General features: G+C 64.8%; 5 protein-coding genes, 12 tRNA genes and 3 rRNA genes. All 20 read left to right on the top strand.

Annotated elements, in window-relative coordinates; translation table 11 throughout:
• Window positions 1-417: 417 nt before the first annotated feature.
• The 20 genes from STH_RS13670 (at window position 418) to pruA (ending at window position 14,477) form a co-directional block, all read left to right on the top strand.
• Complete coding sequence (locus STH_RS13670; protein ID WP_043714172.1) at window positions 418-2,262, top strand: peptide-binding protein; 1,845 nt, start codon at window positions 418-420, stop codon at window positions 2,260-2,262.
• Window positions 2,263-2,327: 65 nt separating this feature from the next.
• Complete coding sequence (locus STH_RS13665; protein WP_011196863.1) at window positions 2,328-3,293, top strand: ABC transporter permease; 966 nt, start codon at window positions 2,328-2,330, stop codon at window positions 3,291-3,293.
• A 16-nt stretch (window positions 3,294-3,309) separates the two neighbouring features.
• Window positions 3,310-4,140 (top strand): oligopeptide ABC transporter permease, encoded by an 831-nt coding sequence (opp4C, locus tag STH_RS13660; RefSeq protein ID WP_242654546.1) that lies wholly within the window; start codon window positions 3,310-3,312, stop codon window positions 4,138-4,140.
• Between the two features lie 915 nt (window positions 4,141-5,055).
• Window positions 5,056-6,620 (top strand): 16S ribosomal RNA (locus STH_RS13650).
• 290 nt (window positions 6,621-6,910) lie between these two features.
• Window positions 6,911-9,855 (top strand): 23S ribosomal RNA (locus STH_RS13645).
• 48 nt (window positions 9,856-9,903) lie between these two features.
• Window positions 9,904-10,011, top strand: a 5S ribosomal RNA gene (rrf, locus tag STH_RS13640).
• The 16S, 23S and 5S rRNA genes sit together here with 12 tRNA genes alongside, the layout of an rRNA operon.
• Before the next feature lie 112 nt (window positions 10,012-10,123).
• Window positions 10,124-10,197: transfer RNA gene (locus STH_RS13635), tRNA-Gln, on the top strand.
• 5 nt (window positions 10,198-10,202) lie between these two features.
• A tRNA-Glu gene (locus tag STH_RS13630) sits at window positions 10,203-10,278 on the top strand.
• 47 nt (window positions 10,279-10,325) lie between these two features.
• Window positions 10,326-10,409, top strand: a tRNA-Leu gene (locus tag STH_RS13625).
• Window positions 10,410-10,413: 4 nt separating this feature from the next.
• Window positions 10,414-10,504 (top strand) — tRNA-Leu (locus STH_RS13620).
• Between the two features lie 5 nt (window positions 10,505-10,509).
• Window positions 10,510-10,585, top strand: a tRNA-Thr gene (locus STH_RS13615).
• A gap of 34 nt (window positions 10,586-10,619) precedes the next feature.
• Window positions 10,620-10,696 (top strand) — tRNA-Arg (locus STH_RS13610).
• Window positions 10,697-10,701: 5 nt separating this feature from the next.
• Window positions 10,702-10,777, top strand: a tRNA-Arg gene (locus STH_RS13605).
• Window positions 10,778-10,784: 7 nt separating this feature from the next.
• Window positions 10,785-10,860: transfer RNA gene (locus STH_RS13600), tRNA-Trp, on the top strand.
• Window positions 10,861-10,868: 8 nt separating this feature from the next.
• Window positions 10,869-10,945 (top strand) — tRNA-His (locus STH_RS13595).
• 4 nt (window positions 10,946-10,949) lie between these two features.
• Window positions 10,950-11,025: transfer RNA gene (locus tag STH_RS13590), tRNA-Ala, on the top strand.
• Between the two features lie 6 nt (window positions 11,026-11,031).
• Window positions 11,032-11,108: transfer RNA gene (locus STH_RS13585), tRNA-Pro, on the top strand.
• Between the two features lie 80 nt (window positions 11,109-11,188).
• Window positions 11,189-11,265: transfer RNA gene (locus tag STH_RS13580), tRNA-Pro, on the top strand.
• 333 nt (window positions 11,266-11,598) lie between these two features.
• Window positions 11,599-12,819, top strand: coding sequence for an MFS transporter (locus STH_RS13575; protein ID WP_050742298.1), 1,221 nt, complete (start codon window positions 11,599-11,601; stop codon window positions 12,817-12,819).
• Window positions 12,820-12,914: 95 nt separating this feature from the next.
• The gene (gene pruA, locus STH_RS13570) at window positions 12,915-14,477 is read left to right on the top strand and encodes an L-glutamate gamma-semialdehyde dehydrogenase (protein ID WP_011196860.1); all 1,563 of its coding nucleotides are present in this window, start codon (window positions 12,915-12,917) and stop codon (window positions 14,475-14,477) included.
• Window positions 14,478-14,548: the final 71 nt, after the last annotated feature.

Here is a 14,548-nt window from a genome sequence, read left to right as displayed (position 1 = left end):
GCGCGTGAGCGGGGGGCGAGCAGGGGGCCGGCGCGCAGAATCTGAAGTCGGGTGTGGATGGCTGGTTCAGGTTTTGCGCGTGAACGGGGGGCGAGCAGGGGGCTGGCGCGCAGAATCTGTGGTTGGGCGTGGGCGGTAGGTTCAGGTTTTGCGCGTGAGCGGGGGGCGGGGAGGTGGCCGGCGCGCAGAATCTGGGGTCGGGCGTTGGAGGCGAGTTCAGGTTCTGCGCGGGCACAGGGGCGGCTGGCACGTCAGAGTCAGGATTCCCCGCAGCCCGTTGGATCGGGGGCCATACTAACGCCGGGGTGCACACGTGCCCACCAACCGGCGGAATCGGGTACCCCCAGGCATATCGGCGGTTGCTCGCGCATCTGCTAATGAGGGGCTGTCCCGGTTGCCGCGTGCAGGAGGCTGCCCATGCCTGGACTCAAACCTGTTGCCCTGACCAAGCCCGTGGTTCTGACCAAGCCCCTGGCTCTGATCGCGCTGGTGATGCTGCTGACCGGATGCGCCACACCAGCTTACCCCTGGGCGGGCATCCGCGGTGCCGCGGGCGCCGCAGCCGGGGGTCCATCGTCCTCCGGCGGGGCGCAGACAGCCGAACCGATGGCATCCTCCGACGAGATGCCTGCAGACGGCGGCACGCTGTACCTCTCCATGTTCTCCGCGCCCCGGGGCGTCTTCAACCCCATCCTGATGGAGGACGGCTACGACGCGACCATCGTCGGCCTGGTCTTCGCCGGACTGCTGACCCGGGACGAGAACCTGGACCTGGTCTGCGACCTGTGCGAAAGCTTTGCTGTGTCCCCGGATCACCGGCAGTTCACCTTCCGCCTGCGTCGGGACGTCACCTGGCACGACGGCCACCCCTTCACGGCGGCCGATGTGGCATTCACCTTCCGAACCATTCTCCACCCCGACTACCCCGGGGTGCTGACCGGCGAGTACGCCGCCCTGCGCGGCGTCGCGGCCATGCTGGACGACCGGGCGGCCGTGGACCGGGAGCTGGCCGCCGGCCGGATCACGGCGGACGAGGCGGCGGCGCGGAAGAGGGCGTCCTGGCAGGCCTGGCTGGACGGGGAGGGGCGGGAGGCGATCCGGGTGGCGGACGATCACACCATCGTCTTCGCGGCGGACCGGCCCCATGCCCCGCTGCTGCAGAACCTGGCCATCCCGCTGCTTCCCGCCCACGTCTTCGCCGGGACGCCGCCGGGCGACCTCGGCGACCACCCGGCCACGCGGATGCCGGTGGGCACCGGACCGTACCAGTTCGTGCGCTACGTGCCGGACCAGTACGTGGAGCTGGTGCGCCACGAGACCTACCACCGCGGCCGGCCCCACATCGAGCGGATCATCTACCGGATGGTCAACCAGGACGTGGCCATCGGACAGCTGAAGGCGGGCGAGCTGGACTACGTCGTGCTGAAGCCCGGGGATGTGGCCCTGGTGGCGGACGACCCGGACATCGGGATCTTCGTGCGACCCGATCTGGGGTACCAGTACATGGGGCTCAACCACCGCAACCCGCTCTTTGCCGACCGGCGGGTGCGCGAGGCCATCCTGCTGGCCATCGACCGGCAGGCGATCGTCGACCACCTGCTGAAGGGGTACGGCCACGTCGCCGAGGGCCACCTCCCGTACGGCCACCCGTACCACGATCTGGAAGCGACGCCGGTGCGCCGTCGAGACACGGTCGCGGCGGCCCGTCTCCTGGCCGAGGCCGGCTGGACGGAGCGGGACGCGGAGGGCTACCTGGTCCGGGATGGCCGTCGCTTCCGCTTCACCCTGCTCTACCCCTCCGGCAACGCCGTACGGGCGGCCACGGCCCCGCTCATACAGGCCGATCTGAAGGCGGTGGGCATCCAGGTTGATCTTCAGATGATGGAGTTCTCCACCCTCGCGGCGACGGTCTTCGGCGGCGAGCGGCCGGACGCCTGGCTGATGGGCTGGGGCGTGGGGCTCGATCCGGATCCGGGGCCGGTGTTCGACCCGGACAGCCGGTGGGGGCAGGCGACGGGCTGGCGTAGCGCCCGCAGCCGGATGCTGCTGGGCATGGGGGCGGCCCGGCTGGAGCCCGAGGCGCGGCGACCGGTGTACCGGGCGTGGTCCCGCCTGCTGGCCGATGAGCTGCCCGTGATCTTCCTGTACAGCCAGGACCAGATCGAGGCGGTGCGGCTGGACCGGGTGCGGGGGCTGCGACCGGACGCCCGGGGCGCCCTCTGGAACATCTGGGAGCTCTGGATCGCGTCCGGGCGCCGCTGAGGCCCACGACGGTCGTACAGCTGGGCTTCCCGGACGGCGGCCGGGTGTGAGGGAGGGACGGGGCGGTGGCTGGATTCATCCTGCGGCGGCTCCTGCAACTGGTGCCGATGCTGCTGGGCGCCTCCCTGCTCATCTTCGCCGTGATCCGCCTCGCGCCGGGCGACCCCTACAGCGGGCTGGTCGATCCGCGGGCCGACCCGGCCAAGATCGAAGAACTGCGCCGGCGCCACTGCCTGGACTGCCCCCTGCCGCAGCAGTACTGGCGGTGGCTGAGCCATGCGGCGCGGGGCGATCTGGGCACGTCCATCCGGTTCCGCATCCCCGTTGCGCAGCTGATCGGCGACCGGCTGGGGCCGAGCATCGCCCTGGGGGTCACGGCCCAGTCCATCGTGCTGCTCGCCGGCATCCCCTTCGGCATTCTGGCCGCGGTCCGCCGGGGCACGTGGGTCGATGCGGCCGTGACCACCTGCTCGCTGGCCTTCCTGGCCATCCCCGCCTTCTTCCTCGGCCTGCTGCTCCTGCGCTTCTTCTCCCTCGGCGGCCTGCAAGTCCTGCCGTCCGCCGGGTTCACCACGCCGGGCAGTCTGCTCACCGGCCCGGCCCGCTTCCTCGACGCGGCCCGACACCTCATCCTGCCGGCCACCGCTCTCGGGGTGACCGGCATCGCAGGGCTGATGAGCCACGTGCGTTCCGCCATGCTGGAGGTGCTCCGACAGGACTACCTGCGCACGGCCAGGGCCAAGGGGCTGCCCGAGCGGATGGTCATCTACCGTCACGCCCTGCGCAACGCCCTGATGCCGGTGATCACCCTGCTCGGCCTCAACCTGCCGGCCCTGTTGGGCGGGGCGATCATCACCGAGTCGCTGTTCCAGTGGCCCGGAGTCGGCCGGCTTACCTACACGGCGCTGCTGGAGCGGGACTACCCGGTGCTGATGGCGCTCAACCTGCTGTTCGCGGCGCTCACCCTGCTGGGCAGCCTACTGGCGGACGTGGGGTACGCCGCAGTCGATCCCCGGGTGCGCTATGAGTGAATCGGGGGGAGTGCTGGTGGCCTGGCGCCGCTTCCGTGCCAACCGGCGGGCGATGCTGGGGCTGTATGTGCTTTTTGCCCTGATCCTGGCGTCGGCCTGCGCGCCGCTGTTCACCCACCACGACCCGGATCTGCCGGACATCCGGCAGGCGGAGCAACCGCCGTCCCGGGAGCACTGGCTGGGGACCGATGAGCTGGGGCGGGACGTCTACGCCCGGCTGCTCTATGGCGGGCGGGTTTCCCTGACGGTGGGACTCGTCGCTGTCTCCATCTACATGGCGATCGGCGTGGTCCTTGGGGCCGTCGCCGGTTACTACGGCGGCGCGGTGGACAGCGCGATCATGCGCCTCACCGATGTGGTCATGATCGTCCCGTTCTTCCCCCTGGCCCTGACGATGGCCGCTGCGCTGCGGCCGTCGGTCTACAACACGATGCTCGTCATTGGCCTGCTGGGGTGGACCGGCGTGTGCAGGCTGGTGAGGGGCGAGTTCCTGACGCTGCGCAGCCGGGAGTACGTGGAGGCGGCCCGGGCTATCGGCGCCAGGGACGGGCGGATCATCTTCCGGCACATCCTGCCCAACGCGCTGGGGCCGATCCTGGTGGCGGCGACGCTGGGGGTGGGTTCGGCCATCCTCAGCGAAGCCGGGCTCTCCTTCCTGGGCTTCGGGGTGCAGCAGCCGACGCCCTCGTGGGGAAACATGCTCGCAGCGGCTCTTTCGTTGAAGGTACTCCTTCGGGAGCCGTGGATCTGGCTGCCGCCGGGGCTCCTGATCTTCGTGGCCGTCCTGGCGGTGAACTTCGTGGGCGAAGGGCTGCGCGAGGCGTTGGACCCGCGACTGCACCGGTAGAGGGTTGACCCGAACACAGGTTTGTGCAATAATCGGATATGCCAGACGTGCGCAGCATCGATGGGGGGTGCGGGGTGGCCCTTCGGCCTGGGTTCCTGCAGGACCTGTGGCGTTCCTGGCTGTCGCTGTTTGTCCACGTCTGGCTGACGGTCGTGGTCGTGGGTGGTACGGATCTGGTGGTGATGTTCTGGGCACGGAATCCGTCGGGGAGCCGCGCACAAGAGCTTTTCTACGTGGGCCTTTACGCGCTGCTCGGTGTTCTCCCCCTCGCCCTTCAGACGCTGGCTGCGACGGTCATCATCGGGCCCGCGGGGGCAAGGCGCCTGGGTGCAGGTGCTCATCAGCGCGGCGATGGCAGCCGCCGGGACGATGGTGTACGCCAGGCCCTTCGCGGGCCCGGGCGTCGGGTCACCGTACTTCGCCATCGTTACGGTGAGTTCGGCGGTCGGGGCCGGCCTGCAGTCGGTCAGGGCCTCCAGGGCGCGAGGGTCGCCGCTGATGTTTCCCGCGGCTTATGTCCGCGCGCTAGTGCTTACGTGGCTGGTGCACATCACGGTATGAAGTAGAAATTGTCGGTCCGGGGTCAGGGCTTGCCCGCGGGCGGCGGAGCGTGTTAAGATGCACACGCTGCCACTTGACGATGCGGCGATGTGATTGGGCGGATTTGGTCGGTTGACGCCGATCCGTCCGCCTGATACAATCACATCTTGCCGCCGGTCGGGCGGTGGGCTCACGGCCGAGATGGCCGGCCGGAACGACCAAGTGGAACGATCTGGCCGATTGACACGGAGCCGAGAGCTTGGTAAACTGATAAAGCTGTCGCCTGACGACAGCGGATCTCGAACCTTGAAAACTGGACAGTGCAGAGAGGGAAGCCGAGCGAGCCGGTATTCCAAAGGAGCCAACATCAAGCTTTCCACGGAGAGTTTGATCCTGGCTCAGGACGAACGCTGGCGGCGTGCCTAAGACATGCAAGTCGAGCGGGGTTTCAGGGCTTCGGCCCTGAGACCCAGCGGCGGACGGGTGAGTAACACGTGGATAACCTGCCCTCTGCTCTGGGATAACAGGCCGAAAGGCCTGCTAATACCGGATAAGCTCACGGACCCGCATGGGTTTGGGAGAAAAGGCGCTGGAGTCAGTGGCGCTGGCAGAGGAGGGGTCCGCGGCCCATTAGCTGGTTGGCGGGGTAACGGCCCACCAAGGCGACGATGGGTAGCCGGCCTGAGAGGGCGACCGGCCACACTGGGACTGAGACACGGCCCAGACTCCTACGGGAGGCAGCAGTCGGGAATTTTGCACAATGGCCGAAAGGCTGATGCAGCAACGCCGCGTGAGCGAAGAAGGCCTTCGGGTTGTAAAGCTCTGTTGCCTGCGAAGAAGGGCCCTGTCAGGAAATGGGCGGGGTTTGACGGTAGCAGGCGAGGAAGCCCCGGCAAACTACGTGCCAGCAGCCGCGGTAATACGTAGGGGGCGAGCGTTGTCCGGAATTACTGGGCGTAAAGGGCGTGTAGGCGGCCTGTTAAGTCAGGGGTGAAAGACCGGGGCTCAACCCCGGGGGTGCCTCTGAAACTGGCGGGCTTGAGTGCTCTAGAGGGCAGTGGAATTCCCGGTGTAGCAGTGAAATGCGTAGAGATCGGGAGGAACACCAGTGGCGAAGGCGGCTGCCTGGGGAGTCACTGACGCTGAGGCGCGAAAGCTAGGGGAGCAAACAGGATTAGATACCCTGGTAGTCCTAGTCGTAAACGATGAGCGCTATGTGTGAGGGGTATCGACCCCCCTCGTGCAGTAGCTAACGCATTAAGCGCTCCGCCTGGGGAGTACGGCCGCAAGGTTGAAACTCAAAGGAATTGACGGGGGCCCGCACAAGCAGCGGAGCATGTGGTTTAATTCGAAGCAACGCGTAGAACCTTACCAGGGCTTGACATCCACCGAATCCTGCAGAGATGCGGGAGTGCCTCTCTAATGAGAGGAACGGTGAGACAGGTGGTGCATGGTTGTCGTCAGCTCGTGTCGTGAGATGTTGGGTTAAGTCCCGCAACGAGCGCAACCCCTGTCGCATGTTGCCAGCGGGTAAAGCCGGGCACTCATGCGAGACTGCCGGTGACAAACCGGAGGAAGGTGGGGATGACGTCAAATCATCATGCCCCTTATGTCCTGGGCTACACACGTGCTACAATGGCCGTCACAGAGCGAGCCGAACCTGCGAGGGGGAGGGAATCGCAAAAGGCGGTCTCAGTTCGGATCGCAGGCTGCAACTCGCCTGCGTGAAGTCGGAGTTGCTAGTAATCGCGGATCAGCATGCCGCGGTGAATACGTTCCCGGGCCTTGTACACACCGCCCGTCACACCATGGGAGCTGGCAACACCCGAAGTCGGTGAGCTAACCCGCAAGGGAGGCAGCCGCCGAAGGTGGGGCCGGTGACTGGGGTGAAGTCGTAACAAGGTAGCCGTATCGGAAGGTGCGGCTGGATCACCTCCTTTCTAAGGAGACGGCTTCCCCGGAAAGGGGGAAGGACTCCTAGGTCGATCCTCGGCCTGCGGAAGCGGGTCGAGGCAAGCTGACGGCTTGCAAGGCGACCGATCTGCACTGTCTGGTTTTGAGGGTTCGAGAGGACCGCCTTTTCGGGCGGTCACTTCTTGGACTTCCTCACCTTCCAGGACTTGTGGGTTGTGAGGGGCCGGTGAGACCGGTATACTCAGAGCTCCTGGTCCGCAGGTCGTACCTTGAAAACTGCACAGTGGACGCACAGCGCGGGAAGCGCTGACAGCGAAATCAAGCTGGAAAGGGCACACGGCGGATGCCTAGGCGCCAGGTGCCGATGAAGGACGTGGCAAGCTGCGATAAGCCTCGGGGAGCCGCAAGCAGGCGTAGATCCGGGGATCTCCGAATGGGGCAACCCGGCTGGCGTAATGGCCAGTCACCCACAGCTGAATCCATAGGCTGTGAGGAGGGCACCGCCCGAACTGAAACATCTCAGTAGGGCGAGGAAAAGAAATCAACCGAGATTCCCTCAGTAGCGGCGAGCGAACGGGGAGGAGCCTAAACCAGTTTCGGGTAACCGGGGCTGGGGTTGCGGGACGCCGATAAAGCGATGCTCCTGAGCCTAGCTGAACAGGTCTGGAAAGGCCGGCCACAGAAGGTAATAGCCCTGTAGGCGAAAGGTGAAGGACCGCTTGGCGGATCCCAAGTACCACGGGACACGAGGAATCCCGTGGGAATCCGGGGGGACCACCCTCCAAGGCTAAATACGCCTGGCGACCGATAGTGAACCAGTACCGTGAGGGAAAGGTGAAAAGCACCGCGGGAGCGGAGTGAAAGAGACCCTGAAACCGTGTGCCTACAAGCAGTACGAGCCCCATATGAGGGTGAGTGCGTGCCTATTGAAGAATGAACCGGCGAGTTACGGTCACTGGCATGGTTAAGGGCCTCAGGCCCGGAGCCGAAGCGAAAGCGAGTCTGAAGAGGGCGTAGTCAGTGGCTGTAGACCCGAAACCCGGTGATCTATCCATGGCCAGGGTGAAGCGGGGGTAAGACCTCGTGGAGGCCCGAACCGGTCAGTGTTGAAAAACTGTCGGATGAGCTGTGGATAGGGGTGAAAAGCCAAACGAACCGGGAGATAGCTGGTTCTCCCCGAAATAGCTTTAGGGCTAGCGTCGGCAGAGAAGCTTGCTGGAGGTAGAGCACTGATTGGGCTAGGGGCCCTATCGGTTACCGAACCCAGTCAAACTCCGAATGCCAGCAAGTATGGCCGGCAGTCAGACGGCGAGCGCTAAGGTCCGTCGTCAAGAGGGAAACAGCCCAGACCGCCAGCTAAGGTCCCCAAGTCTCTGCTAAGTGGTCAAGGATGTGGCGTTGTAGAGACAACCAGGATGTTGGCTTAGAAGCAGCCATCATTGAAAGAGTGCGTAACAGCTCACTGGTCGAATGACGCTGCGCCATAAATACTCGGGGCTAAGCAGAGCACCGAAGCTGCGGACTGCCGTAGGGCAGTGGTAGGGGAGCGTTCCATGTGCGGCGAAGGTCGACCGGAAGGACGGCTGGAGCGCATGGAAGTGAGAATGCCGGTATGAGTAGCGAAAAGACAGGTGAGAATCCTGTCCACCGAAAGCCTAAGGATTCCTGAGCAAGGCTCGTCCGCTCAGGGTCAGTCGGGACCTAAGCCGAGGCCGAATGGCGTAGGCGATGGGAAACAGGTCGACATTCCTGTACCACCTACGGGTCGCTTGACCGATGCGGGGACGCAGGAGGCTAGGGGGACCCGGCCGCTGGTTGAGCCGGGGTAAGCGGGTAGCGTGGCCCGGTAGGGAAGTCCGCCGGGCTAAACGTGAGACGCGACGCCGACCGAAATGAAGTAGGGAAGCCCCTGACGCCACACTGCCGAGAAAAGCCGCTAGGGAGACCCGGGGTGCCCGTACCGCAAACCGACACAGGTAGGCGGGGAGAGAATCCTCAGGTGCGCGGGAGAACCCTCGCTAAGGAACTCGGCAAAATGCATCCGTAACTTCGGGAGAAGGATGGCCCTCGAACCGTGAGCGGAGAGACGCCGCAGAGCGGGGGAGGGTTGCAGAGGAGAGGCCCAAGCGACTGTTTACCACAAACACAGGTCAGTGCTAAGCCGGAAGGCGACGTATACTGGCTGACGCCTGCCCGGTGCTGGAAGGTTAAGGGGAAGGGTCAGGCTGCAAGGCCGAAGCTCTGAACCGAAGCCCCAGTAAACGGCGGCCGTAACTATAACGGTCCTAAGGTAGCGAAATTCCTTGTCGGGTAAGTTCCGACCCGCACGAATGGCGTAACGACTTGGGCACTGTCTCGGCGAGGGACCCGGTGAAATTGCAATACCTGTGAAGATGCAGGTTACCTGCGATTGGACAGAAAGACCCCATGGAGCTTTACTGTAGCCTGGCATTGGATTTTGGTGGTGCGTGTACAGGATAGGTGGGAGCCTGCGAAGCCGGGTCGCCAGATTCGGTGGAGGCGCCGTTGGGATACCACCCTCGCAGCATCGAAGTTCTAACACAGGCCCCTGGAGCGGGGCCGTGGACCGTGCCAGGTGGGCAGTTTGACTGGGGCGGTCGCCTCCTAAAAGGTAACGGAGGCGCCCAAAGGTCCGCTCAGGATGGTTGGAAATCATCCGCGGAGTGCAAAGGCAGAAGCGGGCTTGACTGCGAGACAGACAGGTCGAGCAGGGTCGAAAGACGGGCTTAGTGATCCGGCGGTTCCGGGTGGAAGGGCCGTCGCTCAACGGATAAAAGCTACCCTGGGGATAACAGGCTGATCTCCCCCAAGAGTCCACATCGACGGGGAGGTTTGGCACCTCGATGTCGGCTCATCGCATCCTCGGGCTGAAGTCGGTCCGAAGGGTTCGGCTGTTCGCCGATTAAAGCGGTACGCGAGCTGGGTTCAGAACGTCGTGAGACAGTTCGGTCCCTATCCATCGCAGGCGGAGGAGATTTGACGGGATCTGCCCCTAGTACGAGAGGACCGGGGTGGACGGCCCGCTGGTGTACCAGTTATCCCGCCAGGGGTACAGCTGGGTAGCCATGGCCGGAACGGATAAGCGCTGAAAGCATCTAAGCGCGAAGCCGGCCCGAAGATGAGATCTCCCATCCCGCAAGGGAGTAAGGCCCCTGGAAGATGACCAGGTAGATAGGCCGGGAGTGGAAGTGCCGTAAGGCATGGAGCGGACCGGTACTAATCGGCCGAGGGCTTGATTTCGCTGGTGTGTGTTCACTGTGTGGTTTTGAGGGTAAGACCTCGAAGGTTTTGGGTGGCGATGCCGGAGGGGATCACCCGTTCCCATTCCGAACACGGAAGTTAAGCCCTCCAGGGCCGAAGGTACTCCGCAAGGGGGAGAATAGGTCGCTGCCCAAACTCATTTGACGGGAAGCCTCCCCCGGCGGCACGAGCCGCCGGGGGAAGGTGGACCGGTTGGTGGACCTGCCTGCAACTGACGGCTTCACGAGAACGCATTTCGCGTGTATACTGGGGATTGGGGTAACGGTAGCCCGCCTGACTCTGGATCAGGTAGTCTAGGTTCGAATCCTAGATCCCCAACCACATGCGGCCCCATCGTCTAGAGGCCTAGGACGGCGCCCTCTCACGGCGCAAACAGGGGTTCGAATCCCCTTGGGGTCACCAGTACATGCCCCTTCAGGGAGCCGCCCTGAAGGGCGCATGCCACCTCTGTCGGAGTGGCGGAATTGGCAGACGCGTACGTTTGAGGGGCGTATGGGTTTCCCGTGCGGGTTCAAGTCCCGCCTCCGACACCAGCATGCAGATGTGGCGGAATTGGCAGACGCGCACGGCTCAGGACCGTGTCGGGTAACCACTCCCGGTGGGAGTTCGAGTCTCCCCATCTGCACCATTCCCGCTGATGTAGCTCAGGAGGTAGAGCACGTCCTTGGTAAGGACGAGGTCACCGGTTCGAGCCCGGTCATCAGCTCCACCGGCGGCGAGTCCCCTCTCGCCGCACAGCGTTTGCGCCGGTAGCTCAGCTGGATAGAGTACCTGACTACGAATCAGGCGGTCGCAGGTTCGAATCCTGCCCGGCGCGCCAGCTTTGCGCCCGTAGCTCAGCGGATAGAGCGCTTGCCTCCGGAGCAAGAGGTCGTAGGTTCGAGTCCTGCCGGGCGCGCCAGTTTTCTAGGGGCATAGCTCAATTGGTAGAGCAACGGTCTCCAAAACCGTAGGTTGTGGGTTCGAGTCCTACTGCCCCTGCCACCGACATGCAGACCGTAGCTCAGTTGGCTAGAGCGCCAGATTGTGGCTCTGGAGGTCGCCGGTTCGACCCCGGTCGGTCTGCCCATATTGGGGCTGTAGCTCAGATGGGAGAGCGCTTGAATGGCATTCAAGAGGTCAGGGGTTCGATTCCCCTCAGCTCCACCAACTCTTCGGGCTGTGGCGCAGCTTGGTAGCGCGCTTCCTTGGGGTGGAAGAGGTCGCAGGTTCAAATCCTGTCAGCCCGACCACGATGGCTGTGAGTTGTGAGGCGTGGCCGTGAGCGGAGTCGCTCCTCTCACCGCCCATCGCTGCACGCTCACAACTTCCTCGGGGTGTGGCTCAGCTTGGTAGAGCGCACGGTTCGGGACCGTGAGGTCGCAGGTTCAAATCCTGTCACCCCGACCATACCCGATGACGCGGGCCGCGGCTGTGAGGCCGCAGGCGCGGCAGAAAGTGACCACACGATTTCAGGGCGCAGTGCCCGGAAGTCGTGTGGTCACTTTCATTGCTGCCGGGGCGATATGGGGAGGGAATACCGCCATTCAGACCTCGGAATACCCGGTCCGCACCGGCAACCTTAGAATGAGACACGTGAAGGCCTGATCTGGCCGGCCGCGCCGGAATGGGTGAGCCCCTTTTGGCGCCGACCACGGAGCTTGCGGAAGGAATGCGAAAGGATCACGGCAAATACTTAATGAGATGAAGTAAACGCTGCGGCCCCTGTTGGAGGTTGGTGTCATGCACGAAGAGCGGGGAGTACTGGCTCTGCTGCGTCATCGGAACTACATGCTCTACTGGTTCGGCTTCCTCGTCTCCAACGCCGGGGCCTGGATTCAGTCCGTCGCCCAGGGATGGCTGGTCTACGACCTTTCCAACAGCGCAGCCTGGCTGGGCACGGTTGGCTTTGTGCGGGCATTCCCGCTGATCTTCCTGTCGCTGATCGGCGGCACGGTGGCCGACCGGCTGCCCAAGCGGAGGATTCTGTACGTCACCCAGACGGTGCAGATGATCAGCGCTGCGCTCCTGGGGACGCTGACGCTGCTGGGGCACATCCAGGTCTGGCACGTGGTCCTGCTCTCGGCCGTCTCCGCCTGTGCGCAGGCGTTCGACCAGCCGGCCCGCCACGCGCTGGTCCCGCACCTGGTGCCCCGCCACAACCTGCACGCCGCCATCTCGTTCAACTCCATCGCCTTCAACGGCGCCGCCCTGTTCGGGCCGTCGCTGACGGGGGTGCTGGTGCCGCTGATCGGGTTTGCCGGCTGCTTCTACGTGAACGCGGTCAGCTTTGTCGCGGTGTTCATCGCGCTGGCGCTCATGGAGTTTCCGCCCCACGCGCCCGGGGGTGGGAAGACGTCGATGCTCGAGGACCTGCGGGCCGGCCTCTCGTTCATCGGGCACAACCAGGTCATCCTGGCGCTCATCTCCATGGCCGCGGTGACGTCCTTCTTCGCCCGGCCGTATCAGCAGTTCATCACGGTGTTCGCCCGGGACGTGGTGCACGGCGACGTGGACACGGCCGGCCTCATGCAGGCCGCCCCGGCCCTGGGCACCGTGATCTTCATGCTGGCCATCGCCTCCGCGACCAACATTCAGTGGAAAGGGAAGCTGCTGCTGGGCGCGGGCATTCTGTTCCCCGCCTCGCTGATCGCCTTCAGCTGGTCGACCAACCTGTACGTGTCGCTGGCGCTGCTGGTGCTGGTCGGCGGGCTGAACATGACCTGGCAGACGACGCTGAACACCCTGCTGCAGACCAACGTGGGCGACGAGATGCGCGGCCGGGTCATGTCGGCCTACACCATGACGGCCCTGGCGATGATGCCCCTGGGCCAGGGACCGATGGGGATGGCCTTCGACTACCTCGGCCCCTCCCTGGCCCTGACCCTGAACGCGCTGATCGCGCTCGCCTGGACCGTCTACATGGGACTCATCCGGGTGAAGGCGATTCGCACCCTCCCCTAGCCGCTTCAGGAAAATTGCAGCCTATTCTTGCAGGAAGCGGGGCCGCCTTCACGGAATATGCATGATTGCATACCGAGTGAAGGAGGTTGGTGCTCATGGCTGTCGTGCCCTTCCAGAACGAGCCGTTGACCGACTTCTCGCTGCCGCAGAACCGCGAGGCCTTCCGGCGTGCCCTGGAGCTGGTGCAGAGCCGCTTCGGCCGGGAGTACCCGCTGATCATCGGCGGGGAGCGGATCATGACGCGGGATCGGATCCTGTCCACCAATCCGGCCAACCCCAAAGAGGTCATCGGTTCGGTGGCCAAGGCCGACCGGGATCTGGCGGACAAGGCCATGGCCGCCGCCCTCGCGGCGTTCCAGGATTGGAGCCGGGTGAGCCCGAAGGCGCGGGCGCGGATCCTCCTGAAGGCCGCAGCCATCATGCGCCGCCGGAAGCACGAGTTCTCGGCGACCATGGTGGTGGAGATCGGCAAGAGCTGGGTCGAGGCCGACGCCGACACCGCGGAGGCGATCGACTTCCTGGAGTACTACGCCCGCGAGATGTACCGGCTGTCCGAGCCGCAGCCGCTCACCCGGATTCCCGGCGAGGACAACGAGCTCTACTACATCCCGCTGGGCGTCGGGCTGATCATCCCGCCCTGGAACTTCCCGTGCGCCATCACGGTGGGCATGACCGCCTCGGCCATCGTCGCCGGCAACACCGTCATCCTGAAGCCCTCGTCGCTCACCCCGGTCGTGGCGGCGCTCTTCGCCGAGGTGATGGAAGAGGCCGGCCTGCCGCCCGGCGTGCTCAACTACCTGCCGGGTCCCGGCGGCTCGGTGGGCGACTACCTGGTGGGCCACCCGCAGACCCGGTTCATCAGCTTCACCGGCTCGAAGGAGGTCGGCCTGCGCATCAACGAGGTCGCGGCGAAGACCGCGCCCGGTCAGCGCTGGATCAAGCGGGTCGTCGCCGAGATGGGCGGCAAGGACGCCATCGTGGTGGACCGGGAGGCCGACCTGGATGCCGCAGCGGACGGGATCGTGGCCTCGGCCTACGGCTTCCAGGGGCAGAAGTGCTCCGCCTGCTCCCGCGCGATCATCCACCAGGACGTCTACGAAGAGATGATCGAGCGCATCGTGGAGCGCACGAAGAAGCTGGTGCAGGGCGATCCGCGCGATCCGGAGGTCCACCAGGGTCCCGTGGCCGACGAATCGGCGTTCAAGTCCATCCTCCACTACATCGAGATCGGCAAGCAGGAGGGTCGGCTGGTGCTGGGCGGCGGCCCGTCCCCGCTGGCGTCCGAGACCGGCGGCTACTTCATCCAGCCGACCATCTTCGCCGACGTGGATTCCAGGGCCCGCATCGGCCAGGAGGAGATCTTCGGTCCGGTGCTGGCGATCATGAAGGCGAAGGATTTCGAGGATGCCATCCGCATCGCCAACGACACCGAGTACGGCCTCACCGGGTCCGTCTACTCCCGCAACCGGGCCAACCTGGAGTACGCACGGCGCCACTTCTTCGTGGGAAACCTCTACCTCAACCGCAAGTCCACCGGCGCCCTGGTGGGGGTGCACCCCTTCGGCGGCTTCAACATGAGCGGCACCGACTCCAAGACCGGCGGACACGACTACCTGCTGCTCTTCCTGCAGGCCAAGGCGGTCAGCGAGAAGCTGTAGCAGGTCGAAGGATAACGAACAGCGGCCCCGCCACGTACGGCGGGGCCGTTTGGCCTGCATGGCGAAGGCCC

Source organism: Symbiobacterium thermophilum IAM 14863 (assembly GCF_000009905.1).
Classification (GTDB): domain Bacteria; phylum Bacillota; class Sulfobacillia; order Symbiobacteriales; family Symbiobacteriaceae; genus Symbiobacterium; species Symbiobacterium thermophilum.
This window is presented reverse-complemented; position numbering and strand designations above follow the sequence as displayed.

Bases quoted from the DNA above. Each gene is read 5' to 3' on its own strand.
- pruA (WP_011196860.1), top strand. From the start codon at position 12,915: ATGGCTGTCGTGCCCTTCCAGAACGAGCCGTTGACCGACTTCTCGCTG.
- STH_RS13575 (WP_050742298.1), top strand. From the start codon at position 11,599: ATGCACGAAGAGCGGGGAGTACTGGCTCTGCTGCGTCATCGGAACTAC.
- STH_RS13670 (WP_043714172.1), top strand. From the start codon at position 418: ATGCCTGGACTCAAACCTGTTGCCCTGACCAAGCCCGTGGTTCTGACC.